A 26,071-nucleotide genomic window follows, 5' to 3' on the forward strand; every position below is an offset into this window, starting at 1 on the left:
GTATAGAGCGAATAAAAATTGATTTACCGCCAGTGCACTGTGCAGGGTTGTTTTTAGAATAGACTTTGCTACCTTCAAACTCAAAAAAAGTTTAAGGAGCAGAGCGACTATGAAATATGTAAATGCAGATACGATTTTTCCAAAAGAATTATTAGAGGAAATTCAGAAATATATTAACGGTGGTTTGGTGTATATCCCTAAGCCTGAAGAAGCACATGTAAAATGGGGCGAGAAGTCAGGGAGCAGAAAATACTTAAGATCTAGAAATATTGAGATTTGTTTAAGGTTTGCCGTTGGAGCAACGGTTGACCAGCTTTCGGATGAATACTGCCTATCAAGGGACAGTATTAAGAAGATTGTTTACACAAAAAAATAGCTATAATCCCAAAAAGCCACGTTAGAGGAAGCTCTGACGTGGCTTTTTGTATTATAATTGACAGTATGTTCATTAACTACGAGGTGGAAGATACATGGCAGACAAAACATACTTAGATTTACGGATAAGAAAGACAAGAAAAGCAATCCGGAATGCTTTTATAGATTTATTAGCAGAGAAAGAACTGAATAAGATCTCGATCAACGCTATTACGCTAAAGGCTGAAATCAATCGAGCCACATTTTATTTACATTACAAAGATATTAATGATTTGATTGATAGTATCTTGGATGATTTATTAGCAGATTTAAAGAAAATACTCATAGATAAATTTGAAGAATCCTATAAACCAGGGGATGAACTTACCTCGCTGATTTTATTGCTTGAGCATATTGCAGAGAATTCTCATATGTATAAGGTGTTGCTTGTAACCAAAAACATTCCTTATTTCACACCGAAATTGATGGATCTGTTATATGAATTGATATTAACAACTACAGAACAACAATCGATTAAAAAAACAGAGGATTTCTTAACCGTTGATACTCCATCTGATATTGCAGCTTGGTATGGAACATCGGCTATCATTGGTACAATTTCCATGTGGCTAGGCAATGATATGCCTTATACACCTAAATATTTAGCAGAACGAATCATACAGTTAAATCCATTTATACCTGCAAATAATAAAAAGATATAGTGAATTGTTTCACTATTTAAATTTTTAATTAACACTTATTTATCAACTGTTGCTTTATTAACGCTTTCAGTATTATTGTAGATTGCTTAGCTCCTTAATAACTACTACCATGAAAGTAATAGATAGTAATAAGGAGTGTTAATGAATGATGAAAGTCGGCATTTATCACAGTCAAAATAGTGTGGGGATAGAAGAGCGTCCGATGCCTCAAGTAGGAGCAAAAGATGCATTGGTTCGTATTTTAGCGGGGGGAATTTGTGGTACAGATATTAATATAGTAAAAGCAGGCTCAGAAATGGGTATCCGTTTCGGCTCAGAGTTTGGACATGAAATGTTTGGTGAAATCGTCGAATTAGGTTCTGATGCGGAAAATGATTTGAAAGTTGGCATGCGTGTAGGTGTGAATCCAATTACTGCAAAACGTGCAGGTCGCCGGTATTCGTTGGAGGTAGGAGCCTTTTCACAATATGTTTTAATTGAAGATGCAGCACTTAATTATAACCTTTATGAATTTGATGATTCCGTTTCGGCAACAGAGGCCGTATTAATGGAACCCATGAGCGTAGGCTTCCATGGCGCTTTTAGCATACTGCCCAAACATGGAGACAAAATCGTAGTTCTTGGTGCTGGTCCTATTGGCTTATCTGCAGCTGCAGGATTAATTGGTGAAGGCATTAAAGATGTTTGCGTAGTGGATATTGACAACTGGCGTTTGGATAAAGCAAAAGAATTAGGCGCATTAACAGTTAATACGTCGACTGAAACATTAGCAGAGGGTTTAATCAAACACTTCGGCGAAGTGAACGTATACGGTGTGAGTGTACCCAATGTAGATGCTTTTGTGGACGCAGCGGGCGCTCCAATCTTATTTGAACAAGTGATGCAGATTGTAAAGCCACAAGCAAGAATAGCAATCATTGCCGTTTATAAAAATGAAGTACCTATAAACCTTGCTCAAGTGATGAGTAAAGAAGTTAACATAGTTGGAGCTAGTGGATACACACATGAAGATATTGTAAAGGTAATTGAACATATAAACGACAAGAAAACGAATATCTCTACAATGGTGACACAGACTTATAAATTAGAGGATATTCAAGCCGCCTTCGATAAAGCAATTGCAGCAAAAGAAACGATCAAGGTTATTGTAGATCTAACTTAATCATCAGTTAATTATATTGGAGTTCATTTGAGTGTAAAACTCAGGTGAACTCTTTTTATTTTAGAAGAATAATGACGTTATATAAAATTTAATTCTAATTGAACATGGCATATTACTAGTGTGTGGTCGTAATTATACTGAGTATGGAAGTGAAATTAGAGAAAAAACGTGGAGGTATGATGGAAATTAATCTTGTTCCAGTAACGTTTGAAGATAAAGAGGTAAGGGGATCATCGATGGAATCCATATTTGATTGAGGTTTCAGGAAACGTAGCTGGATTTGTGGTTGTTCTTTTTGAAAACTTAGATAAAGACCCAGATCCAACTCATGTGATCTATGATTTTATGATTTTGCAGAAATACAGAAGAAATGGAATAGGTACTGCTGCCGCAATAAAAACACTTGATCTATTTAAAGAAGCTAAATGGAAACTAGCTCAAATGGAAAATAATAAACCTGCCATAGCTTTCTGGCGAAAAGTGCTTAAGGATTTTACAAAAGACAACTATACAGAACGTTATCTGAGTGATCTCCAAAAATATATTCAAGCATTCGATAGAAGGGGGAGAACGAAATGAATACCACCGTAACATTAACTGACAGCACAACGAAGTTTAAGATTAACAATCTCTACCCACTATACTTACACGATCTATCAGAGATATGGGGGAACCTTCCTAATCAATACGGGGTATACGAGGATAATGAAACACAGACGCTGAATGAACAGAATAAAGTCTTCGACATATGGTGGGAGAAGCCGGGGATTTTATATCCTTATATAATAAAAGAGGATGGAATTCCTGCTGGTTTTGCATTAGTAGCGACACCACCTCATACACCACCAGGTTGTGAATTTTATTTAAACGAATTCTTTATCCTGCGGCCCTTCCGAGGTACGGGAATCGCTGAACGTGCGGCTAAGGAGGTATTTAATCTTCATATTGGAAAATGGGAGCTACAAACCAATCCCACAGCTACTAATAGGAGAGCCCAGCATTTTTGGAGAAAGACACTAAAAGAATATACTGGTAACAGCTTTCAAGAAGAATGTAAGAAGTCTTTTGATGATGAATTAAAGATGATTTTTAATTTTTGTAATGGATAAAGCTAATCAAAACAAATGCTTTGATGGAGAAAAGTAGTTCAATACCTCTTTACAGGGAGGAAACGCCGGAGATTGAGAGCGTTTCTAGAGAAAAGGGTTGATCGAAGTTCACTCCGGAGCAGTCCCTTGAAACCATTGTTGGCAAGTAGAGGTGTACCGGTTTTAACCGTTAAATATTTAAGTGAGAACATTTCTGTTTGTTGTACAGAATAGTTCTAATTTAGGGTGGTACCGCGGCTCCTCGTCCCTTTTCGGACTAGGGGGCTTTTTGTTTTCATTTTAGAAGAAATATTTTTTATTGCAAAAAATATCCGGTCAACCTTAAGGTTGACCGGATATTACATTTATTTGAAGCGTTAACTCGCAAATATATGCTTACCAATTTTTAAGTTCTGAGGACGAGTCCAGATCCATGCACTAGTAGCTGTATCTGGATTGAAATAATAGATCGAATTGTTTGTTGGGTCCCAACCTCGGACAGCATCAAGAGCAGCTAAATAGGCAGTCCGGTTTGGAGTAAGCCAGTATTGACCGTCAGATACGGCTGTAAATGCGCCTTTTTGAAATACAACGTCTTTAATATTGTCTGGGAATTGACTTGATTGTATGCGATTCATAACTACAGCGCCAACTGCGACTTGACCTTTATAAGGCTCACCACGAGATTCACTATAAATGACTTTCGCCAGAATATCCATTTCCTCAATATTAAGCGTGTATTTTTTTAGAGCATTCCATGTTTTTGTACCAGTAACTCCATCGGCACTTAATCCGTAGGCTTTTTGAAATTTAGTAACGGCAGCTTTCGTTTGTGCTCCATATACACCATCTAAAGGCTGAGTATAGAAATTCAGAGTTTTTAATCGATACTGAAGATCCCACACATCTCGAGAAGAACTCCCTACGGTTAATACCGGAGCAGCACTAGCAGAACCGATCATAGTAGCCATACTTACCAGACCCAAAAGAAGCAACAAAGTGAATATTTTAGTCTTCATTGTAGTAGCCTCCTTTCAGAAAACATTATAAATAACCTTCAATAACTGAGACAACACTCATTTATTGGTAATCTAATAATCCATTTTACATTTTCGAAAATACTTCATTAGGTTTGTGATCCTATGAAATGGGTAAATGAATAATCAGAGGCACATCAACTTCGGAGGTTTTATATATGAAAAAGCAATTATATCTATTCATAATCGTAGCTGCACTCACTCTTAGCGCATGTGGTAATGATAATAGCTATGGCAATAAGATAATGGAAGATACCTCATATTCCAGTTCAAGCGACGTACCTGAAAATTTGAAAGTGGCAGAGAATCCTACTTTTAAAATAGGAAGTAAAGCGATTATCCAAGCGGAGCATATGGAAGGTATGAAAGGGGCAACAGCAACGATAGTTGGAGCTTTTGATACCACTGCGTATATCGTTTCTTATAGGCCCGCAACAGGCGGATTTCCAGTTACAAATCACAAGTGGATTATTCATGAGGAAATCAAAAAAGCAGCCGACAAACCCTATGAATCCGGCTCAGAAGTCGTAATGGAAGCTGACCATATGAAAGATATGAAAGGTGCAACGGCTCAAATTAACTCAGCTGAACATACTACGGTATATATGATTGATTACACACCTACTACGGGTGGAGATAAATTGAAAAATCATAAATGGGTAACGGAAGATGAGCTTTCAGCAATAAAGTAACCAATAGAAATTAAGCTCTTAAGTAATGAAAAATGATCAAGGTAGGAACAGTCATGGACTTTGTTAAAGTTCTAGGCTGCTCCTACCTTTTTGATTGCTTCTTTTATTGGTAGTGAAGTGTTAAAATATCTTTATAAAGCACTGCTATACAAAATATACCATTTAAATTGATGTTTTCTTAGAAGGTAGGAGCGTGATTGAAATGCCTAACTGGCAGGTGAAATTCGATGAAGAAATGCTTAAACAAGCTGCACAACAGATTCAAGTCGATTGGACAACGATTAAGTATATTGGTGGTTTTGAAAATGTTGTCTATAGCTTTCCAAAAGATGATCATGAATATATTTTACGTGTAACACATCATTCTCATCAGGAGCAGGAGATGGTCATCTCTGAACTTGACTTTATGGACCATCTTGCAAAACATGGCGTGCAACTGGCTCGCCCCATTCCCTTTCAGGATGGCAGCTTGGTACAAACGCTATTCAAAGATGAGGAAAGATTTATGATTTGTGTAATGGAGAAAGCACCAGGTGGTCATGTTAATGCTTCCGATCCCAATTGGGGAACGGAGCTTTTTGAGCAATGGGGTGAGGTAACAGGAAGAATGCATGCTTTAACTCTGCAATACAATCCGGAGACTGTTTTGGCAAGACCACATCAGGGTAAGCTAGATTTTGACTTTGCTAACTTTGGTACTGTTGAACAGCAGCTTTTTGAAAAGTTGCTTCAAATAAATGATCGGATTAACCAGTTGCCGCGGAATCGAGAAGGCTATGGACTATGTCACCGTGATTTGCATCCGGGTAATTTCTTCGTGCATGAGGGGCAGATCACCGTGTTTGATTTTGATGATTGCGGATACGACTATATGGTGCATGATATTGCCATTGCCGTTTATTATTCGACCATCTTTGGGGATTGGCGAAAACCGGAGGTAGAGCAGAGTAGAACTTCTAGTCTTGCGGCAGCCATGCTGACGTCTTTTATGAAAGGGTATAATCGAGAGTATGCACTCGACAATAAATGGCTAGAAGAGCTCCCGCTCTTTATTGAGAAGCGCCGACTGGAATTAGTGCTTTTGTTATTTCAAGAGTTTTCGGAGTCACAGCGTGAGCAGGATAGAGAGTGGCTTGCCCGTAATATTCAGGATGCCCTAAATGACAAAGCTTGTTTAGAGCTTTAATAAATCCTTTTGAGTAGTTTTTAATATATTTAGAATAGATAATGAGGATATATCATATAAAAAAGGAGCATTTATTTGAACCTAGCAACTCCTGTAACACCTATTCAACTTATGCAAGTACTTCTAAACGTTTCTGTGATCCGCCCTGTTTTTATTTGGGGGGCGCCTGGTATTGGAAAGTCTTCTCTTGTAGAAGCTTTTGCTGATCAGGTGGGTCTTCCATGTGTTTCTCTTCTGGGTTCTCAACTAGCACCGGAAGACATCATTGGGGTACCTCAAATCGTTAACGGCAAGAGCCAATTTTGTCCTCCGAAAATGATTGCTCGGGACGAACCGTATTGCTTGTTCTTAGACGAGCTTAATGCCTGTTCTCAAGAGGTGCAAAAAGCTTTTTATAGTCTTATCCACGAACGCCGCATCGGCGATTATCACCTACCTGAGGGCTCTATAGTAATAGGAGCTGGTAACCGTGCACAAGATAGTGCAATTGTTAAACCTATGTCCTCCGCGCTTATCAATCGGATGTTCCATATACAGCTAAATGTATCTTTTCAGAATTGGATCTCTTGGGCATATGAGAATAGCATTCATCCTATGGTTATTGAATATCTGGAATTGCGTCCCGATCATCTGTGGAGTGCACCTCCAAAGACTGAAGAGCCTTTCTCCACGCCACGCTCTTGGCATATGCTTAGTGATGCACTACATGAGTTTGGGGATGATATAAATGTGGATGCCGTGGGGATTTTAGCGAATGGTTCACTGACACCTTCTCACGCCACACAATTCAGGGCTTTTTATAAAAATCTAACTGGAAAATATGAACTTAATCAAATTATAGATGGTAATTCCTCATTTCCAACGGCTCCAGAAGATCGGGATCTCCTGTATTTCCTGGCGCAATCCTTGCGTGCCCAGATTATCAAAGAACTCCCTCCGATTAAAGATAACGTACGAGATGGACATCGCCAATTTGCACACACTGTTAAAAAGCTGATTAAAGACCTGTCCGTCATTAGCTTTGAAATTGCACAGCTAGTAGTTGCTAAGCAGGAGCAAAGTGATAATATTCCAGATTGGTTAATGGTTGAAATTGTACGTGATTTACCACGTCTTGCAATAAAAGAGCGGGGGTAAATATGGCTAAAAAAACAACTCCAGATAATCCCGCTTTGAAAAATTTTAATGAAGCATGTTCATTAATCGCGGATCATCCTATTTTTGCACCGTTATCTGTTCGAGCTTCGATTATTCATAATGAAAATAGTCCCTATCCTGAAGACGGCTGGGCAATTGTCACTAATAACGGTTATATTTACACTCATCCTAAAAGGCGTGGCGAGGTTGCTGAATGGATGTACGTTTTGGCACATTGTTTTCTTCATTTAGGTCTTGGACATTTAAAGATTAAAGAGAATCAAGTGGCGTGGAACGTTGCATGTGATGTGTACATAGCAAAGTTTTTAAATGACTTGAAGCTTGGGAAAGTACCCGCAGATATGGAGTCGCGAATTGATCTTACAATTAAAGATGAACAACAGCTTTACGAGCAATTTATGATAAAAGGAATTCCGGACACCTCCAGATATTTTGGGACTGCGGGTGTTTCAAAACTGGATATGAATGTTAGAGAAACCACCAAAAGATACTGGGGAAAAGCACCGGATTGGGAAGCCTATTTTGCTTATGGGTTATCTAATGCTGTGACGAATGCAGTAAGTGTTGCTGGAGGCCATGCTAATACTATTAGTGACCCTGCACTTTCATTAACCGCTCCACAACGTGCAAAACGATGGTTTATGGACAGATATCCTTTATTAGGTGCGCTTGCCGCCGGCTTTGAGATTATAGAAGATCCAGCGATATGTTGGCGATTTGATATTTCCATAGCTGCCATTGACGTTATTGAGCGCAAAATATTTATGAACCCTGCAGCCGGACTAAACGACGAGGAGTGTATTTTCGTGATGGCGCATGAGCTTCTGCATGCGGGGCTTCAGCATCACGAGCGATGTCTTGGTCGAGATCATTATCTTTGGAATGTGGCTTGTGACTACGTAATAAATCTTTGGCTAATAGAAATGAGTGTAGGGGAGTATCCGCGAATTGGACTCTTATTAGATCCTGAGCTTAAAGGTTTATCTGCTGAAACGATTTATGATCGTATGGTCGGAGATATCCGCACTTATAAGAAACTGGCAACCTTGAGAGGCAACGGACTCGGTGATATTTTAGATAACGGTTCATCTAGCTTTTGGGATGTGAGAGAAGGACAAACGCTTGATGATTTTTGTAAGAATGCTATGCAACAAGGACTTATGTATCATGAAGAGCAAAGCCGCGGTCTTTTGCCATCAGGACTAGTTGAAGAGATTAGAGCGCTGGGCCAGCCACCTATTAAATGGGATGTAGAGCTTGCTCGTTGGTTTGATCATTATTTCTCACCGCTTGAGAAGACCAGATCTTATTCACGAATTAGCAGACGTCAATCTTCTACGCCTGATATCCCTCGACCACAGTGGGTTCATAGCGGTGCTGCAGATGATGGCCGTACTTTTGGAGTTATTTTAGATACCTCAGGCTCAATGGATAAAAAGCTTCTGGCCAAAGCATTAGGGGCCATTTCAAGTTATGCGCAGGCTCGTGATGTTCCTTTTGCACGGATTATCTTTTGTGATGCTTGTCCTTATGATGCAGGTTACATGCCCCCCGAGGCTATCGCGGATCGGGTACAAGTGAAGGGAAGAGGGGGAACGATCTTACAACCAGCTATTGATTTGATTCAACAAGCTGAGGATTTTCCGAAAAAAGGACCACTTCTAATTATTACAGATGGTTATTGTGACAAGCTGACCATTAAAAGAGACCATGCTTATATTTTGCCCAAGGGAAATGACTTGCCTTTCTCACCCAAAGGACCTGTATTCAGAATTAACTAAGGTAGAAGATCTTAGAAATGATTAGAGGGAGTAACCGATATGACAACCCCAAAACATATTCTTTCCGCAGCTACCGTTGTATTCAATGAACAGGGAGGCCAAAGAAGAATCGGGTATTGATATAGAGATTAATAAGTTCTGCGGAGTTTTTCAAAATGTTGATCGATCTATTTGTACTAACCTATTTCTAGGGAAAGCCATCGGCGGCGAACCTACTACTAGTTCCGAGAGCTTAGAAGTTGGGTTTTTCTCGATAGAACAAGCATTGGAAATGGTCACATGGAAAAACCTCAGACTGCGGCTGGAGTATTGTCTAAATGATGAGGTGCAGCCTTTTTACGTAGAGTTACGGGGTACAGAAGTTGAAAAAATTATTATTACACATCTGAGTTAATGTAGGGAGCACAATGGACAAGTGTTTCGATCAACAAAGATTCATTTTTTTATTTTATAACATTTTCAGTTGATTACAGAACTTTTCATACGTTTACAGCGTCTTACTTATGAACGATAAATCGACGGTAAGGACTGAAACATTATGAAAGACAACACGAAGCTTTTCAGAAATAATATGAGGAGCCAGTCTTCTATACAATCTGTAGGCGGCAGGCGTTATGTGCCAGGAATTGATGGTCTAAGGGCTTTATCAGTACTCGCTGTAATCGCATATCATTTGAATCTGAATTGGGCTGAGGGTGGACTTCTCGGCGTTGGAATATTTTTTGTAATCTCCGGATATCTCATTACTGACCAAATCATTAGCCAGTGGGAGCGGCACCGAAGGCTGAACCTTGTAGACTTTTGGGTTCGTAGGGCGCGGAGGCTGTTGCCTGCGATGGCCGTTATGCTTTTTGTGGTTGCCATATGGCTTTTAATTATAGAACCATCAAGATTGTTTGGGCTCAAGGGTGACTTTATGTCTTCCTTATTTTATTTCAATAACTGGTGGCTAATATTTCATAATGTTTCCTATTTTGAAAGCTTTGGCCCACCATCTCCTATCGGACATTTATGGTCGCTTTCTATTGAAGGACAGTTTTATATTCTATGGCCAATAGTTCTCATCATCGTGATGAAAATCGCTCGTCGGCGAGGTAAGCTTATTGCATGGATTATGGCTTGCGCAGCAGTCTCGGCTTTAGCCATGGTATTGATCTACGTACCGGGGACAGACCCAAGTAGAGTATATTATGGAACGGATACCCGCTTATTTGCGCTTCTCATTGGAGCAGCACTTGCAGTTGCTTGGCCAAGTCAGAAACTTAATGATAACGTCTCAGAACCGGCTCGGCGTGTGCTTGATATTGTAGGGGGATTAGGACTCATTCTATTGTTGGTACTTTTTAATAAGGTTAATGAGTTCGATGATTTACTTTACCGTGGTGGGTTTTTAGTGATTTCTTTGATTGCAGCTGTAGTTATTGCCGTTCTAGCTCATCCTGCTAGCCGTCTGGGATCGATCGTAGGCTGTAAACCTTTGCGTTGGATCGGGCTGCGATCATATAGCTTGTACATATGGCATTTTCCAGTCATTATCCTTAGTAGTCCGAATGTGAGTACTGAAGAAAGCAGCATGCTTCGGATTATCATTCAGGTAGCAGTAAGTTTTCTTCTAGCTGCATTGTCATATAAGTATGTGGAGGAGCCCATTCGTCGAGGTTCATTTAAAGAAACTTGGAAGAACATCAGTGTAAAGCGAAGGGGTGGTCTTCGTCCAGGCTTCTTAATGGCTATTATTGCTGTGATTCTTATCCCAATCGCATGCAAAGGTTATTTGTTAAACGCTGGATCGGATACGTCTGCGATCGAATTGGCAGATTTGCAGTATGAACAACAACAACTGCAACAGCAAGAACAACGACTGCAGCAGCAAGAACAACAAGATATGGGAAGAAAGAATGATCCCGCAGATCATAAAGCGATAGACGAAAATGTAACTGATAAACCATCAATACCAGCCTTGGCAACAGCTACAACTGAACCTGAAGTAAAAAAAGCTGATACTAAGGTGGGAACTACAAATACAGAAATAGCAAAGCCTGAATCAGAAGTGGAAAAATCTGTTCCTGAAGAAAAGAAACCTGTGGCTGAGAAGAGTCAAGCTGGAACGGATGTTACGGCCATTGGAGATTCTGTCATTTTGGATGCAGCACCATACCTTTCAGAGGAATTACCTGGCATTGTCATCGAGGGAAAGATCGGTCGGCAGATGGCTAAAGCTCAGGAGGTAGTGGATCAGCTTAAAGCTCAAGGCCGGCTGGGTAAAAAGGTTATAATCGAGCTTGGGACTAACGGATCCTTTAGTTCAAAGCAATTACGTAATTTACTGGATTCATTAAGTGATGCTGAGCAGATTTTTTTGGTCAATACACGGGTTCCAAGAAAATGGGAGAATAATGTGAATCACAATATTTCAAAAGTTTCCAGTGAATATAGTAATACGACCGTAGTAGACTGGTACTCTGCAAGTGAAGGAAAAGACGATTATTTCTACCAAGATGGTGTGCATCTTAAACCAGAGGGCTCCAAGTGTTACGCCTTACTTCTTGCGAAAGCCTTGGAAAGTAAGTAAGAATTAATTGAATCTCCAAACTTTTTGATATTATATTTTAATAGACCGGCAAGAGAGTTCTCTCTTTGCCGGTCTTTTTTTTCGTAAACGAATGATCATTGAAGAGCTAATTAATTCCTAGTCGTAGATAAAATGCTCCACCACAGCCACAGTCTTAGTTATGTCTGGATCAGAATTATCGATCACTTTCACATTAGAACTTGGAAGCGGCCACTTCACACTGCGGTTTCCAAATGATTTGCGAAATTCATCCCAATGCTGGAACTTCCATTCATCTAATGGTGATTGTCGATCGTGAATTCGTGTCCGATACAATTCCTCATTGGCTAGTTCGACCAAGACAACTTTAACCTCAACATCTTGCAGCGAACGTCCGATTCGAGATAACTCACTGCTGATCCAGTCAGGGTTGGCAGCTTCTTTAGTAAATGGTCCAACCACAAATGCATCTACATTCAGGCCTATATTGTCTAGCGCTGCATCCATCGTAATCCGGTAGCCCAAATCACGGCATAATCTTTTGTAATCGGCAGAGTCTCTGTCTGCCGGGTCCAATCCGTGTAAGGTCATGATGGCGTCTGCCGCTGGACGTAATAGAATATCCATATCAAAGAAGGGTACTTTACGCCGGGAAGCGATCGCTTTAGCTAATGTCGTTTTGCCTGCCCCAGCTGGCCCTAGAAAAAATACAAGTTTGTTCATCATTGTCTCTCCTTAGAACCTCAATTCAACTCCATAATGTATCTCTGCATACTATCATATAAAAGAAGATGAGTAATCGCCAGCGTAAAATCCTCATCTACCGTAGGTTTTGAGAACCTGAGATATTTCGCGTTACGGTCCATAATATGATATTTTTTTGCTTCTCCATTGAGTTTTTGTGTAATCCTGCTTATAATATAGCGAGAAAAATAAGAAAAAGGTGTCCATAAATGAGCATATTAAATGTAGAAGGATTAAGTCATGGTTTTGGAGATCGTGCGATCTTCAAGGATGTTTCATTCCGTCTTCTAAAAGGCGAGCATATCGGATTATTCGGCGCTAACGGCGAAGGTAAATCCACTTTTATGAATATTGTTACAGGAAAGCTGCAACCGGATGAAGGTAAAGTCGAATGGTCCAAACGGGTGCGTGTTGGCTACCTCGATCAGCATGCAGTGTTGACCAAAGGCATGACCATTCAAGATGTACTCAGAGGCGCTTTTCAATACCTCTTTGATCTTGAGCAAGAGATGAATGATATGTATGGCAGAATGGGTGACGTGTCGCCTGAAGAGTTGGAAAAGCTGCTTGAAGAAGTTGGTACGATCCAAGATACGCTTACAAATCAAGATTTCTACATGATCGATGCGAAGATACAAGAAACCGCGCGCGGTCTAGGAATCACAGATATTGGATTGGATCGTGACGTAGCTGATCTTAGTGGTGGTCAGCGTACCAAAATCCTGCTTGCGAAGCTGTTGCTTGAAAAACCAGATATTTTGCTCCTAGATGAGCCTACGAACTATCTGGATGAGCAGCATATTGAATGGCTGAGACGTTATCTTCAAGAGTATGATAATGCATTTATTCTGATCTCACATGATATGCCTTTCTTGAACAGTGTTATCAACCTGATCTACCATATGGAAAATCAAAAGCTGACTCGTTATGTGGGTGATTATGAGCAATTCCAGCAGGTCTACGAAATGAGAAAACAACAGCTTGAATCTGCTTATAACCGTCAAAAACAAGAAATCGCAGAGCTGAAAGACTTCGTTGCACGTAACAAAGCCAGCGTAGCTACCCGTAACATGGCAATGTCCAGACAGAAGAAGCTCGACAAGATGGAAATCATCGAGATTGCAAAAGAGAAGCCAAAACCACAGTTTAACTTTAAAGAAGGTAAAACTGCGGGCAAGATGATTTTCGAAGCAAAAGAATTGGTTATCGGATATGATACACCGTTGTCCAGACCGCTTAATTTGTTAATGGAGCGTGGACAAAAGATCGCGTTGGTCGGTGCGAACGGGATCGGTAAAACCACCTTGCTTCGCAGCATCTTAGGCGAAATCCAAGCATTGTCCGGTTCGGTAGAACGTGGATACCATCAAGAGATTGGATACTTTGAGCAAGAAATGAAAGAAGGCAATTACAAGACTTGTATCGAGGAGATCTGGGATACATTCCCATCCCTGTCACAATTCGAAGTACGTGCTGCTCTTGCCAAATGTGGACTGACCACGAAACATATCGAAAGTAAGATTGCTGTTCTAAGTGGTGGAGAAAAAGCTAAAGTGCGTCTATGTAAACTCATTAACAGTGAGACCAACATTCTCGTATTAGATGAGCCGACGAACCACTTGGATATTGATGCCAAAGATGAACTGAAACGTGCGCTGAAAGCATATAAGGGAAGCATTCTCATGATCTCTCACGAACCAGATTTTTATCAAGACATTGTCACCGATATCTGGAATTGCGAAGATTGGACAACAAAAGTATTCTAATAAGCAAATCTTTATTGAACAAGCCTATGAGGTGTTAACGAATCAGTTACGCTTTATAGGCTTTTTTATGGATAGTGGGGAGGGTCTATGTGTTAGAGAATAAAATGGATCAGCTTAACATCAGTGTTCAACGAATTTTTGGAGAACAAGAAATAGAAATAATCAGTTTCACTTGTGAAAATTTAAATTATAAAACGCCTAACTTTACTACAGCAGGCATCTTTTCTATTCATGGTCTGGCAATAGTTAATCACGAGCAGCTTCCATGGTCAATCATATTAAAAATCATCAAGTCTGATAGTGCAGAAAAAGAGGATCCAGCACATCACAATTACTGGCGACGAGAAGCCCTAGTCTTTGAATCTAAGATTCTGGATGAGCTTCCGGTCTCAATCCAAGCTCCTAAGTGTTATCTTGTTGAGGAGCAAGAAGATGGTACTGTATGGTTATGGATGGAACGTATTGAAGGAGAATTTGCACATACGAAGGAGCAGTTTGATATTATCGCTGAACGGTTAGGCCGATTTAATGGAGCTTATCTTTCAGGAAAGAACACTCCTAATAACCAATGGATATGTAGAAGCTGGCTTAGATCATGGACTACCGCAAGTAAAATGTATGCACCTAACCCTGAAGAATATATTCATCAATTACATAGAGACAATGACCGAAGCCTTTGGGCTTGGTTCCAAGACTTCACGAAGCGGATAGACAGTAACTTGAATGCTCTCCATCGCTTGCCGCGAGTATTAGCCCATCAGGACCTCAGTCAAATGAATATGCTGTTAACTCAAAACGGAGAGTTAGTTTTGATAGACTGGCAATTTATGAGTATATCAGGTTTAGGTGAAGATCTTGGTAAAATGTTTGGCGTAAATATGAGTCTTGGTGTAATTCCTATCCATCGTTACGAGGAATTTAAAGAGTCTTTATTCCATTCGTATATCAAAGGATTAAAGGCTAGCGGATGGCAGGGGGACGAATCCCTTGCAAGATATGGTTATTGTTTAAGCACTGCTTTACGCAGTGTCTGGGAAGTGCCACAATACTTTTCTCTGAATGCTCAGCTACAATCTGACCTGTTAAACGCTAATCTTCAGGAGCGGGTTAATCGGCTAGAGCAAATCATTATTATTCATCAAAAAATGACGCTAGAAGCAGAGACATTGAAATTATGGACAACATAGTTCTTAATTCTCATTAGATATGAAAAGGGAGCCCCTATTACAGGAGCTCCTTTTTGCTACACCTCAATAATGATGGGGAGAATCATTGGACGTCGTTTCGTTTTTTCGTACAGGAATCTACTTAGGGTCTCCTTGATGGTCTGCTTGATGATATTCCACTCGCCTAGGTCAGCCTCACTCATCTTTTGAAGGGTAGAGGTTACAAGCTTGTTGATCTCCTCCATTAAAGTTTCTGAGTTACGGACATAGATGAATCCTCTGGATATGGTATCCGGCTCGTTTAATAAACGTCCATCTTCTTGGCTTAATGTAATCACTGTAATCAAAATACCGTCTGCTGACAGCTGGCGACGATCGCGAAGAACAACATTACCAATATCTCCAATCCCAAGGCCATCCACTAGGGTTTGTCCAGCTGCCACTCGGCCAGATTGGCGGACGACACCTGATGATGACTCGACGATATCTCCATTTTTCAGAATAAAGATATTATTGGGGTTAACACCAACTGCCTCTGCTAACAAGCTGTGATGATGTAGCATACGGTATTCACCATGAATCGGTATGAAATATTCAGGTTTCATCAAGGTTAACATTAACTTAAGCTCTTCTTGGCTTGCATGCCCAGATACATGAAGCTCGCTGCGTGATCCATAGATGACTTTAGCGCCAAGCACGTATAAATTATCGACGATTCTAGATACATTGCGTTCATTCCCGGGAATGGGATTAGCTGCTATCAGAACGGTGTCTCCTGCCTGGATTTCCATCTGCCTATGACTTGCGTTAGCCAGTCGCGATAACGCAGCCATGGGCTCTCCTTGACTGCCTGTACATAATACAGTTACTTGCTCTGGAGGGAGTTTGGCAGCTTCAGTAGGCTCGATCAGCATGTTATCTGGAATGCTCAAGTACCCGAGTTCCTGGGCTACTCGGACAACATTAACCATACTTCTGCCAAGTAAGGTTAATCTACGATCGGTTAAACGAGCAGCTTCAATGATCTGTTGTAGACGGTGTACATTTGAAGCAAAGGTAGAGATAAAAATTCTACGGTCAGCTTTCATGAATGCTTCTTCTATATGAGCGCCAACGAGTTTTTCAGAGGGGGTGAAGCCTGGGCGTTCTGCATTGGTACTCTCTGAGAGCAGGAACTTTACACCATTCTTCCCGATGTCAGCCATTTTATGTATATCGGGATACTGCTTATTAACAGGGGTCATGTCAAATTTGAAATCCCCTGTATGAACAACGGTCCCTTCTGGGGTATCGAATACAACACCAAGGCAATCCGGAATACTATGATTGGTATTAAAGAACGTTGTAGTAATCGCTCCTAGCTGTAAAGTAGACTCAGAATCAATGACATGAAGCTTGGTCTGACGTAATATTCCGTGTTCCCTCAGTTTATTTTCAATTAGACCTAAGGTTAACCGAGATGCGTAGATCGGAAGATTTAATTGTTTGAGTAGATACGGAATTCCTCCAATATGATCCTCATGTCCATGTGTAACTACTAATGCTCGAATCTTATCAAGATTGCTTAATAAATACGTAACATCAGGAATAATGAGGTCAATCCCCAGTAGACTTTCGTCCGGAAATTTAGAACCGCAATCAATGACAATAATATCATCAGCATATTGCAGGAAATACATATTCTTACCAATTTCATTCACACCGCCTAATGCTGCAATCCAGAGCTGCTTAGCTGCCACTTTCATTAAAGTCCCTCCTTTTATAAATTCACCTATATTATGTATGAAATCCCTTATAATTATCCTTTCATTGAGGTGGTACAATAGTATAACAATAGATTGATATTCAAAAGTTAGGGGACAGATTGATCATGAACATCAGAAGAATATATAAGAACGATAATCGTGCGATTGAACAGATTATTAGGAGCTGTCTGATTGAGTTTGGCGGGAATAGGGCAGGGCTTGCGTGGGAAGATGACAGCCTGCATCATTTATATGAGTACTACAATCAAAGCGATAATCAGGCTTATTGGGTTGTGGAAGAAGATGGAAATATATTGGGCGGGTGTGGCATTGCGCCTTTCGGCAATGAGGGCGACATATGTGAGTTGCAAAAAATGTACTTATCTCCGTCCGTTAGAGGTAATGGGATAGCTTCTGAACTCCTAAATACGGCGCTGGATTTTGCCAAGCTTCATTACAATAAATGTTATTTGGAGACATTACAGAACATGCATGCAGCTAACCGTTTTTATATGAAAAACGGCTTCGAACTTTTAGATGCCCCATTAGCTGGCTCAGAGCATTTCGCATGTGATGCTTGGTATATTAAAGAGTTAATTTAATTATGGTTTAGTAAGCCTGGATTAACAGGCTTATTTTTTATTTGACAACAAAACCGTCCAGACGGTATAGTAAATATCAGGGGTGATCAATGTGAACAGTAATTCTAAACGTAAAACTATTTTATTGGCGGCTTCCACAGTTGTTAAAAATAATGGAGTAGAGAAGCTTACGCTTGAAGCTGTGGCTAAAGAAGCCGGGGTCAGTAAGGGCGGGCTACTGCACCATTTTCCAAATAAAGAAGCTTTGATCATAGGGATGGTCGAAGATCTAACGAACCATTTTTTTACCAATGTTCAAGATAGAGCAATGAGCGAAACGGTTGAAAAAGGGAAGTGGAGTCGTGCTATTACTAAAGCCATGGATGATGATATTAAAGAGGGCAAAGAGATTGGTACCGCGCTTCTTGCTGCTCTTTTCACAAATCCAGATATTCTTAACAAATTTCAAAGTCAATATGCAACGTGGCAACAAAACATAGAGAACGATGGCATTGATCCTGTACGCTCCACTATCGTTAGGTTGGCAGCAGATGGGTTATGGTATTCCGAAATGTTCGGATTAGGTGTGTTAGATGATGAATTACGCACGAAAGTCATTCAAGAATTGATAAATATGACGAAGTAAGGAGAGGTTATCTTTGAATTCATATGTATTACTTGCAACAGCGATCATCTGTGAGGTATTTGGCAGTTCAATGCTAAAAGTGTCTAACGGGTTTAAAAGGGTATTCCCATCCATTGGCGTGATCCTTGGTATGGGCTTAGCATTTTATAGTCTTTCTTTAGCGTTAAAAACAATTCCATTAGGTACAGCTTATGCGATTTGGTCAGGGGTGGGCACAGCTTTGACAGCTATAATTGGCGTAGTTATTTATAAGGAGAATTTTAATCGTAAGAAATTACTAGGTCTACTACTTATTATTGGTGGTGTAATCATTATGAAGCTCTCAGGTGGGGCTCATTAGAATTTGGAGGCTGCAGCATGAAAAGAAATGTAGGATATATTGCTCTAAGTATAGCGATTGCTAGCGAAGTCGTAGGGACTACTATGTTGAAAATGTCAGAAGGATTCACGCAATTACTCCCTTCTATAGGGGTTATTATTGGTTTTATTATTGCTTTTTATAGTTTATCCATAAGCCTTAGAGAATTACCGTTAAGCTTAGCTTATGCGATTTGGTCGGGTGTAGGTACTGTTCTAACTGCAATTGTGGGTATTGTCGTGTGGGGAGATCCATTTGGTATTCTTACTTTTGCCGGAATAGTATTAATAGTAGGAGGAGTGGTATTATTAAACTCTCCTGCCAAAGGTGAAGACAAAGTACGGGCCTGATAAATCAGGCTCTTTTTTTATTTTTAAACGGATGTCATAGATTCCATAAATCGCATAGTTTCGCGATAATGGTATCACTTACCTTTTCCGTAGAATTACATCTTATAGTTTGAGCTACTATTTATCTATAATGAGTGTGTCTGAAAGTGAAGGGAGGGTGTGGTTCTTTTTAATGTGCTCTGGATGATCTCTATTGAAAACGCTACCATTTGAGCACTCTGATAGGTTCGTGAATTTTTGAGAATCTAACTTATTTAAGGAGGATTAAAATTAAAATGCGTAACAAGTATGTTGTATGGCCGCTGGTAGTATCCATGCTGATTTCAAGTTTATTCTTGGCTGCGGGCCCACTTAATTTTGTTTCAGCCTCCGGAGGACCAAACCTGACACTCGGCAAAAATGTAACTGCGAGCGGTCAATCACAAACTTATAGTCCTGACAATGTTAAAGACAGTAATCAAAGCACGTATTGGGAAAGTACGAATAATGCATTCCCGCAATGGATTCAAGTCGATTTAGGTGCAAATACGAATATTGATCAAATCGTTCTAAAGCTCCCTTCTGGTTGGGAGACGCGGACGCAAACATTGGCTGTTCAAGGGAGCACAAACGGTTCGACATTCACGAATATTGTAGGTTCTGCAAATTATGAATTCAATCCATCAGTGGCAGGGAACAGTGTTACCATCGACTTTGCCTCAACCAGTACGCGTTATGTTCGTCTGAATGTAACGAGCAACACAGGTTGGCCGGCAGCTCAGCTCTCTGAATTCGAGATTTACGGCGCTAGTGGCCCTATTCCTACTCCAACTCCATCGCCTTCCGGCACTTATGAAGCTGAATCTGCTTCACTGTCTGGAGGAGCTAAAGTGAACACGGATCATGCCGGTTACTCCGGCGCGGGCTTCGTGGATGGATATTTGACACAAGGTGCAACAACGACATTCACGGTTAACGTGCCAGCAGCAGGTAGTCGTGAGGTGACATTGAAATACGCCAATGCAAGTGGCAGTGCAAAGACAATAAGTGTCTACGTCAATGGTGCTAAAATTGGCCAGACCTCATTATCTAACTTACCAAATTGGGATTCATGGAGCACTAAAGTAGAAGTTCTTAATCTAAATGCGGGTAACAACACTATCGCATATAAATATGATGCTGGTGATTCTGGCAATGTTAACCTTGACCAAATCACTGTAGCGTCGACGACAACAACACCACCTGCAACACCTGCTCCGACACCGACAGCCACACCAACACCAACACCAACACCAACACCAACACCAACGCCAACACCAACGCCAACGCCAACGCCAACAACCACACCAACACCGACGGTCACACCAACAGCAACGCCGACACCAACACCAACACCTGCTCCTGGGAGTAATATTGCTGTCGGCAAGACGATTACCGCTTCTTCCAGTACACAAACGTTCGTAACAACAAATGCGAACGATAATGACACAAGCACGTACTGGGAAGGTGGCAGCAATCCAAGTTCACTCACCCTCGACTTAGGGGCGAACTACAACATTACGTCAATCGTTTTGAAGCTGAATCCAGCCTCTGCATGGAGTACTCGCACACAAACGATTCAGGTGCTCGGTCACAATCAAGACACGACTACCTTCGGTAATTTGGTATCGGCTCAATCGTATACGTTTAATCCAGCTTCGGGCAACACAGTAACCATCCCGGTTACGGCAACGGTTAAACGTCTGCAGTTGAATATCACTTCGAACTCTGGTGCTCCTGCTGGGCAAATCGCGGAGTTTCAAGTATTCGGTACACCAGGGGCGAACCCTGATCTAATGATAACGGGTATGTCCTGGTCACCTACTACTCCTGTCGAGACAAGTGCAATTACATTAAATGCAGTTGTTAAGAACAACGGTAATGCTAGCTCCGCAGCAACCACTGTCAACTTTTACTTAAACAATGAGCTCGTTGGATCTGCTCCAGTAGGTTTATTAACTGCAGGCGCATCAACAACAGCCTCAATGACATTAAACGCTGGAGCCAAAACCGCTGCGACCTATGCTCTCAGCGCTAAAGTAGATGAGAACAATTTGATTTTCGAGCAGAACGAAGGGAATAACAGCTATACGAACGGGGCATCTCTTGTTATCGCTCCAGTCTCCAGCTCTGACTTAGTTGGTGTGACTACATGGACACCAAGTAATCCAGTAGCTAATAGTACAGTAGCTTTTACCGTAAATCTCAAGAATCAAGGAACCACTGCTTCTGCAAGCGGTTCTCATGGTGTTACTGTAGTTCTTAAAAACTCAGCGGGTACCACGATTCAAGCATTTAATGGATCCTATTCCGGGACCCTTGCTGCTGGAGCTTCCGTTAACGTCACGATTCCAGGGACATGGACAGCAGTCAACGGTAATTACACTGTAACCACTACTGTTGAAGTGGATGCTAATGAGGTAACAGCGAAGCAATCAAACAATATAAGCACAACTAATCTGGTGGTCTATGCTTTACGTGGTGCAAGCATGCCTTATAGTCGGTACGATACCGAAGATGCTACTCTCGGTGGTGGTGCTACGTTGAAATCAGCACCTACGTTTGATCAAGCACTAATTGCTTCAGAAGCATCTGGTCAGCGTTATGTAGCCCTTCCTACAAACGGCTCGAACGTGGGATGGACAGTCAGACAAGGACAAGGCGGCGCGGGTGTGACTATGAGATTTACTATGCCTGACTCTTCGGATGGTATGGGACTGAATGGTTCACTTGACGTGTATGTGAATGGAGTAAAAGTCAAAACGGTATCGTTGACATCCTACTACAGCTGGCAGTATTTTTCGGGCGATATGCCTGGTGATACTCCTAGTGCTGGGCGTCCGCTCTTCCGATTTGACGAAGTCCACTGGAAATTGGATACTCCTCTCCAGCCTGGAGATATCATCCGTATTCAGAAGAACAATGGAGATAGCTTGGAGTATGGTGTTGATTTCCTCGAAATCGAACCCGTTCCTACTGCAGTCGCTCGTCCGGCGAACTCCGTGTCAGTGACAGATTATGGTGCTGTAGCAAATGATGGTCAGGATGACCTTGCAGCTTTTAAAGCAACGGTGAATGCAGCTGTTGCAGGCGGTAAGAGCATGTATATTCCTGCCGGAACATTTAATCTTAGCAGCATGTGGGAAATTGGTTCTGCCAGCAATATGATTAACAACTTTACGGTGACAGGTGCTGGAATCTGGCATACGAACCTCCAGTTTACTAATCCTAATGCGGCGGGAGGCGGTATTTCACTCCGTATTAGCGGCAAGCTAGATTTTAGTAATGTTTACATGAATTCGAATTTGCGATCCCGTTATGGACAAAATGCAATTTACAAAGGATTTATGGATAACTTTGGTACTAATTCAATTATCCATGATGTCTGGGTAGAACATTTTGAATGTGGCATGTGGGTAGGCGACTATGCTCATACACCTGCTATTTATGCCAGTGGGCTTGTGGTTGAAAACAGCCGGATTCGGAACAATCTTGCCGATGGTATCAACTACTCCCAAGGCACTAGCAATTCGATTGTTCGAAACACCAACGTAAGAAATAACGGTGACGATGGTCTTGCAGTATGGACTAGTAACACCAATGGTGCTCCGGCGGGTGTAAATAACACATTCTCCTACAACACGATTGAGAATAACTGGCGTGCAGCAGCCATAGCATTCTTTGGAGGCGGCGGTCATAAGGCTGATCATAACTACATCATCGACACTGTAGGTGGTTCTGGTATTCGTATGAACACCGTTTTCCCTGGTTACCATTTCCAGAATAATGCGGGCATTGTTTTCTCAGATACTACGATTATCACAAGTGGTACCAGTAAAGATCTGTATGGTGGAGAACGTGGAGCCATCGATTTAGAGGCATCGAATGATGCCATCAAGAACGTTACCTTTACCAACATTGATATCATCAATACACAACGTGATGCAATCCAGTTCGGTTATGGTGGTGGATTTGAGAATATCGTGTTTAATAACATCAATATTAATGGTACTGGGCTTGATGGTATTACTACTTCACGTTTCTCAGGGCCACATCAGGGTTCGGCAATCTATACTTACACAGGCAATGGTTCAGCAACGTTTAACAACCTGACGACTACGAATATCGCTAACCCCAACCTGAATTATATTCAGAGCGGTTTTAATCTGACGATTCATTAAGCGATAGTGTGAGGGAGGAGTTCTTCGGAACTTTTCCCTTTTTTTATATTGTGGATAGTGAAAATTTAAAACTTCGGAGAAGGATATTGACTTGATGAGCAAGAAATAAATGGTAGGATATAGTATTTATCTCATAAGAAATAAATTTTTAGGAATGTGTCGATTTCATCATCTTCCGTTCGTCGTTTAAATAGAAGTCCGGATATCAGACGTTAAAGCGAAGGAGAGATGAAATGCATTTAGTAACTTCAATGGATGGAACTAAGATTGCCTATGACAAAATGGGTCAAGGGCCAGCACTTATATTAGTGACAGGTGCATTTAGTTACCGAAAATTCCCAAGTCAGGTACAGTTAGCTGATCTGTTGTCTGAGAATTTCACAGTCTTCAATTACGATCGACGAGGTCGTGGCGATAGCGGAGACACTCAGCCATACGCAATAGCTCGTGAGATCGAAGATCTGCAGGCTATAATTAATGCGGCCGGAGGATCGGCATATGTCTGGGGATTGTCTTCTGGAGCAGTTCTTGCTCTACAGGCAGCAGCGGATGGAGCAAATATTACTAAATTAGCTCTACATGAGCCTCCATTTGTTGTCAATGCTTCGGATCCCAAGCCGCCTCTAGATTTCGTAATGAATGTTACTGAGCTTATTGCTACAAATCGCCGATCTGAGGCAATTAAGTATTTTATGACTAAAGGTATGGGAGCACCTGCTTTTGTAGTTAAATTGATGCGCTTAATGCCAAGTGTATGGTCTAACCTAATGGCTGTAGCGCACACTCTTCCCTATGATGCTGTTTTATTGGATGGGTATATGGACGGAAAGCCGCTTCCTGCCACCTTGTGGAGCACAGTTACCATTCCAACGCTGGTCCTCGAAGGTACGGAGAGTCCTGTTGGCTTACGGCATGGTGCTCAGGCAATAGCTAAAGTACTACCTAATGCGAAACTATTAAGTAAAAAGGGGCTCGGTCATACGAAGAAACTCAATACAAGGATCATTTCAACTGAGCTTACTGCATTCTTTATGGGAAAATAAAAATAGGAGGGATACACCTATGAGATTTATGATGATTGTTAAAGCTACCACAGATTCAGAGGCGGGAATTATGCCTAGTCAAGAACTGATTGATGCTATGCAGAAGTATAATGAGGAATTGGTGAAAGCAGGTGTGTTGCTGGCTGGCGATGGATTGCAACCGAGTTCCAGTGGTATTCGAATTTCATATCCGGAAGCTGGCGGCAAACCGAAAGTTATGGATGGTCCGTTTACAGAAGCTAAAGAAATGATCGCTGGATATACGCTGATTGAGGTCAAATCAAGAGAAGAAGCCATTGAATGGGCTTTACGTATGCCGGACCCTCATGGATTTGGCCAAGGAGAGATTGAGTTAAGGCAGGTATTCGAGCCGGGGGAATTAATGGACGATCCCGAAACATTGGCGAAAGAAGTAGCACTTCGTAAACAGGTTGAGGAGCATAAGCAAACGTGAGTTTCTCCCATACGCATCGAACGATTGATACAATATGGCGAATGGAATCGGCAAAAATCATTGCGGGTTTAACGCGCATGGTACGGGACGTAGGTCTCGCAGAAGATCTTGCTCAGGACGCATTAGTAATTGCCCTTAATCGATGGCCAGAGACGGGGATTCCAGATCATCCAGGTGCTTGGCTGATGACCACCGCGAAACGGCGTGCGATTGATCTTATTCGCAGGACCAAGCTTCGAGATCAGAAATACGTAGAGGTTGCACATAGCATGGATTTATACACTGAGGTAGACATAGATGATGCGTTAGATGAGGAGATCAGTGACGATCTCCTTCGTCTGATCTTTATGACCTGTCATCCGGTGTTGTCACAAGATGCCAGAGTAGCCCTGACCCTTCGACTGTTATGTGGATTGACGACAGATGAAATCGCACGTTCTTTTCTAGTCGCCGAATCAACGATTGCTCAGCGAATTGTTCGGGCGAAGAGAACCCTAAGTGCTAACAAGGTTCCTTTTGAGGTACCCGTTCAAGAAGAGCTTAAAGACCGTTTGTCTACGGTGCTTGAAGTCCTTTACCTAATGTTTAATGAAGGATATTCTGCAACCTCTGGAGTGGATTGGATCCGTCCGCTGTTATGCCAGGAGGCGCTGAGATTAGGACGGGTACTAGCTGAGATTAACCCTTATGAACCTGAGGTTCATGGACTGGTCGCCCTTATGGAGATTCAATCCTCGCGTTTTAGGACGAGGGTTAATAGCAAAGGGGAACCTATTCTACTAATGGATCAAAACCGGGCACAGTGGGATCAATTACTGATCCGTCGTGGTCTGGCTGCTTTAGAGCGTAGCCGAAAGCTTGGTCGTCCGCCGGGACCTTACTCGCTTCAGGCTGCGATTTCTGCTTGTCATGCACAGGCGACTACTGCAGCAGAGACAGACTGGATCCGTATTTCTGCACTGTACGAAGCGCTCTCGAGAGTCATGCCTTCGCCAATTGTCGAATTAAACCGAGCGGTCGCCATATCCATGGCGTTCGGCCCAACCTTTGGACTGCAAATTGTGGATGAGCTAAATACTGAACCATCTATGAGGGAATATCATCTGCTGCCCAGCGTTCGTGGTGATCTTCTGCTGAAGCTGGGTCGATATGATGAGGCTCGTACAGAGTTTGAACGTGCCGCATCCTTGACTGGGAATGAACGTGAAAGGATTCTTTTGCTGAATCGGGCGGCAGCGTGTAACTTAGGAACATCGTAGTTAATTCAATATTATTTTAAACCGGTACG

At 41.6% G+C, this 26,071-nt stretch carries 23 protein-coding genes and 1 other annotated feature; of the genes, 20 read left to right on the plus strand and 3 right to left on the minus strand.

Going from position 1 to position 26,071, the window contains the following annotated elements; genetic code table 11:
• Positions 1 to 109: 109 nt before the first annotated feature.
• From MKX60_RS19550 to MKX60_RS19570, 5 genes are all read left to right on the plus strand, one after another.
• The gene (locus MKX60_RS19550) at positions 110 to 376 is read left to right on the plus strand and encodes a CD3324 family protein (protein ID WP_042127555.1); all 267 of its coding nucleotides are present in this window, start codon (positions 110 to 112) and stop codon (positions 374 to 376) included.
• A gap of 94 nt (positions 377 to 470) precedes the next feature.
• The gene (locus tag MKX60_RS19555; RefSeq protein WP_341060723.1) at positions 471 to 1,076 is read left to right on the plus strand and encodes a TetR/AcrR family transcriptional regulator; all 606 of its coding nucleotides are present in this window, start codon (positions 471 to 473) and stop codon (positions 1,074 to 1,076) included.
• Positions 1,077 to 1,221: 145 nt separating this feature from the next.
• On the plus strand, positions 1,222 to 2,238 hold the full coding sequence (locus MKX60_RS19560; protein WP_341060724.1) for a zinc-dependent alcohol dehydrogenase: 1,017 nt from the start codon (positions 1,222 to 1,224) through the stop codon (positions 2,236 to 2,238).
• Positions 2,239 to 2,487: 249 nt separating this feature from the next.
• Positions 2,488 to 2,817 carry a GNAT family N-acetyltransferase gene (locus MKX60_RS19565; RefSeq protein WP_341060725.1) on the plus strand — a complete coding sequence of 110 codons (330 nt, stop codon included), beginning with the start codon at positions 2,488 to 2,490 and terminating at the stop codon, positions 2,815 to 2,817.
• Entirely contained in the window at positions 2,814 to 3,347 is a 534-nt protein-coding gene (locus MKX60_RS19570; RefSeq protein ID WP_076298993.1) for a GNAT family N-acetyltransferase, read from the plus strand. Before MKX60_RS19565 ends, MKX60_RS19570 begins: the two co-directional genes overlap by 4 nt.
• A gap of 11 nt (positions 3,348 to 3,358) precedes the next feature.
• Positions 3,359 to 3,599: a binding site (T-box leader), on the plus strand.
• 104 nt (positions 3,600 to 3,703) lie between these two features.
• Here the strand turns inward: MKX60_RS19570 and sleB are convergent.
• The gene (gene sleB, locus MKX60_RS19575) at positions 3,704 to 4,345 is read right to left on the minus strand and encodes a spore cortex-lytic enzyme (RefSeq protein WP_445670764.1); all 642 of its coding nucleotides are present in this window, start codon (positions 4,343 to 4,345) and stop codon (positions 3,704 to 3,706) included.
• Between the two features lie 176 nt (positions 4,346 to 4,521).
• Between sleB and MKX60_RS19580 the strand changes: the two genes are divergently transcribed.
• From MKX60_RS19580 to MKX60_RS19605, 5 genes are all read left to right on the plus strand, one after another.
• On the plus strand, positions 4,522 to 5,055 hold the full coding sequence (locus MKX60_RS19580) for a YdhK family protein (protein ID WP_341060726.1): 534 nt from the start codon (positions 4,522 to 4,524) through the stop codon (positions 5,053 to 5,055).
• Between the two features lie 202 nt (positions 5,056 to 5,257).
• Positions 5,258 to 6,241 (plus strand): phosphotransferase enzyme family protein, encoded by a 984-nt coding sequence (locus MKX60_RS19585; protein ID WP_341060727.1) that lies wholly within the window; start codon positions 5,258 to 5,260, stop codon positions 6,239 to 6,241.
• Positions 6,242 to 6,316: 75 nt separating this feature from the next.
• Entirely contained in the window at positions 6,317 to 7,378 is a 1,062-nt protein-coding gene (locus MKX60_RS19590) for a MoxR family ATPase (protein ID WP_341060728.1), read from the plus strand.
• A 2-nt stretch (positions 7,379 to 7,380) separates the two neighbouring features.
• Positions 7,381 to 9,180 (plus strand): vWA domain-containing protein, encoded by a 1,800-nt coding sequence (locus tag MKX60_RS19595; protein WP_341060729.1) that lies wholly within the window; start codon positions 7,381 to 7,383, stop codon positions 9,178 to 9,180.
• 538 nt (positions 9,181 to 9,718) lie between these two features.
• Complete coding sequence (locus MKX60_RS19605; protein WP_341060730.1) at positions 9,719 to 11,752, plus strand: acyltransferase family protein; 2,034 nt, start codon at positions 9,719 to 9,721, stop codon at positions 11,750 to 11,752.
• Positions 11,753 to 11,869: 117 nt separating this feature from the next.
• On the opposite strand, the gene MKX60_RS19610 is transcribed toward MKX60_RS19605, so the two are convergent.
• Entirely contained in the window at positions 11,870 to 12,454 is a 585-nt protein-coding gene (locus MKX60_RS19610; RefSeq protein WP_076298999.1) for an AAA family ATPase, read from the minus strand.
• 230 nt (positions 12,455 to 12,684) lie between these two features.
• On the opposite strand from MKX60_RS19610, the gene MKX60_RS19615 reads away from it, so the two are divergent.
• Both MKX60_RS19615 and MKX60_RS19620 read left to right on the plus strand, forming a co-directional pair.
• Entirely contained in the window at positions 12,685 to 14,241 is a 1,557-nt protein-coding gene (locus tag MKX60_RS19615) for an ABC-F family ATP-binding cassette domain-containing protein (RefSeq protein WP_042188035.1), read from the plus strand.
• Positions 14,242 to 14,330: 89 nt separating this feature from the next.
• A complete protein-coding gene (locus MKX60_RS19620) occupies positions 14,331 to 15,428 on the plus strand; it encodes a phosphotransferase (protein ID WP_341060732.1) in 1,098 nt (365 codons plus the stop codon).
• A 56-nt stretch (positions 15,429 to 15,484) separates the two neighbouring features.
• Here the strand turns inward: MKX60_RS19620 and MKX60_RS19625 are convergent, their stop codons facing one another.
• Positions 15,485 to 17,152, minus strand: a complete 1,668-nt coding sequence (locus tag MKX60_RS19625) for a ribonuclease J (protein WP_042188039.1) — start codon at positions 17,150 to 17,152, stop codon at positions 15,485 to 15,487.
• Positions 17,153 to 17,277: 125 nt separating this feature from the next.
• Here MKX60_RS19625 and MKX60_RS19630 point away from each other — a divergent pair, with 125 nt between their 5' ends.
• The 8 genes from MKX60_RS19630 to MKX60_RS19665 all read left to right on the plus strand — a co-directional run bounded on the left by MKX60_RS19630 (position 17,278) and on the right by MKX60_RS19665 (position 26,042).
• Positions 17,278 to 17,754, plus strand: a complete 477-nt coding sequence (locus MKX60_RS19630) for a GNAT family N-acetyltransferase (protein WP_339271170.1) — start codon at positions 17,278 to 17,280, stop codon at positions 17,752 to 17,754.
• 91 nt (positions 17,755 to 17,845) lie between these two features.
• Positions 17,846 to 18,379 carry a TetR/AcrR family transcriptional regulator gene (locus MKX60_RS19635; protein ID WP_341060733.1) on the plus strand — a complete coding sequence of 178 codons (534 nt, stop codon included), beginning with the start codon at positions 17,846 to 17,848 and terminating at the stop codon, positions 18,377 to 18,379.
• Between the two features lie 13 nt (positions 18,380 to 18,392).
• Positions 18,393 to 18,719, plus strand: coding sequence for a DMT family transporter (locus MKX60_RS19640; protein WP_042188043.1), 327 nt, complete (start codon positions 18,393 to 18,395; stop codon positions 18,717 to 18,719).
• A gap of 17 nt (positions 18,720 to 18,736) precedes the next feature.
• The gene (locus MKX60_RS19645; RefSeq protein WP_042188045.1) at positions 18,737 to 19,087 is read left to right on the plus strand and encodes a DMT family transporter; all 351 of its coding nucleotides are present in this window, start codon (positions 18,737 to 18,739) and stop codon (positions 19,085 to 19,087) included.
• A 275-nt stretch (positions 19,088 to 19,362) separates the two neighbouring features.
• Positions 19,363 to 23,286: a discoidin domain-containing protein gene (locus tag MKX60_RS19650; protein WP_341060735.1), complete on the plus strand. Its 3,924-nt coding sequence runs from the start codon at positions 19,363 to 19,365 to the stop codon at positions 23,284 to 23,286.
• 233 nt (positions 23,287 to 23,519) lie between these two features.
• Complete coding sequence (locus MKX60_RS19655) at positions 23,520 to 24,329, plus strand: alpha/beta fold hydrolase (RefSeq protein ID WP_341060736.1); 810 nt, start codon at positions 23,520 to 23,522, stop codon at positions 24,327 to 24,329.
• Positions 24,330 to 24,348: 19 nt separating this feature from the next.
• The gene (locus MKX60_RS19660; protein ID WP_076285767.1) at positions 24,349 to 24,783 is read left to right on the plus strand and encodes a YciI family protein; all 435 of its coding nucleotides are present in this window, start codon (positions 24,349 to 24,351) and stop codon (positions 24,781 to 24,783) included.
• Positions 24,780 to 26,042 (plus strand): RNA polymerase sigma factor, encoded by a 1,263-nt coding sequence (locus tag MKX60_RS19665; RefSeq protein ID WP_340969336.1) that lies wholly within the window; start codon positions 24,780 to 24,782, stop codon positions 26,040 to 26,042. The genes MKX60_RS19660 and MKX60_RS19665 overlap by 4 nt, the downstream gene beginning before the upstream one ends.
• The last annotated feature ends 29 nt before the right edge of the window (positions 26,043 to 26,071 follow it).

The organism is Paenibacillus sp. FSL R5-0914 (assembly GCF_038004525.1).
Classification (GTDB): domain Bacteria; phylum Bacillota; class Bacilli; order Paenibacillales; family Paenibacillaceae; genus Paenibacillus_AQ.

Coding starts and splice junctions, on each gene's coding strand:
- MKX60_RS19655 (WP_341060736.1), top strand. CDS start 23,520: ATGCATTTAGTAACTTCAATGGATGGAACTAAGATTGCCTATGACAAA.
- MKX60_RS19630 (WP_339271170.1), top strand. CDS start 17,278: ATGAACATCAGAAGAATATATAAGAACGATAATCGTGCGATTGAACAG.
- MKX60_RS19615 (WP_042188035.1), top strand. CDS start 12,685: ATGAGCATATTAAATGTAGAAGGATTAAGTCATGGTTTTGGAGATCGT.
- MKX60_RS19595 (WP_341060729.1), top strand. CDS start 7,381: ATGGCTAAAAAAACAACTCCAGATAATCCCGCTTTGAAAAATTTTAAT.
- MKX60_RS19555 (WP_341060723.1), top strand. CDS start 471: ATGGCAGACAAAACATACTTAGATTTACGGATAAGAAAGACAAGAAAA.
- MKX60_RS19605 (WP_341060730.1), top strand. CDS start 9,719: ATGAAAGACAACACGAAGCTTTTCAGAAATAATATGAGGAGCCAGTCT.
- MKX60_RS19650 (WP_341060735.1), top strand. CDS start 19,363: ATGCGTAACAAGTATGTTGTATGGCCGCTGGTAGTATCCATGCTGATT.
- MKX60_RS19645 (WP_042188045.1), top strand. CDS start 18,737: ATGAAAAGAAATGTAGGATATATTGCTCTAAGTATAGCGATTGCTAGC.
- MKX60_RS19660 (WP_076285767.1), top strand. CDS start 24,349: ATGAGATTTATGATGATTGTTAAAGCTACCACAGATTCAGAGGCGGGA.
- MKX60_RS19580 (WP_341060726.1), top strand. CDS start 4,522: ATGAAAAAGCAATTATATCTATTCATAATCGTAGCTGCACTCACTCTT.
- MKX60_RS19560 (WP_341060724.1), top strand. CDS start 1,222: ATGATGAAAGTCGGCATTTATCACAGTCAAAATAGTGTGGGGATAGAA.
- sleB (WP_445670764.1), bottom strand. CDS start 4,345: ATGAAGACTAAAATATTCACTTTGTTGCTTCTTTTGGGTCTGGTAAGT.
- MKX60_RS19570 (WP_076298993.1), top strand. CDS start 2,814: ATGAATACCACCGTAACATTAACTGACAGCACAACGAAGTTTAAGATT.
- MKX60_RS19585 (WP_341060727.1), top strand. CDS start 5,258: ATGCCTAACTGGCAGGTGAAATTCGATGAAGAAATGCTTAAACAAGCT.
- MKX60_RS19625 (WP_042188039.1), bottom strand. CDS start 17,152: ATGAAAGTGGCAGCTAAGCAGCTCTGGATTGCAGCATTAGGCGGTGTG.
- MKX60_RS19610 (WP_076298999.1), bottom strand. CDS start 12,454: ATGAACAAACTTGTATTTTTTCTAGGGCCAGCTGGGGCAGGCAAAACG.
- MKX60_RS19550 (WP_042127555.1), top strand. CDS start 110: ATGAAATATGTAAATGCAGATACGATTTTTCCAAAAGAATTATTAGAG.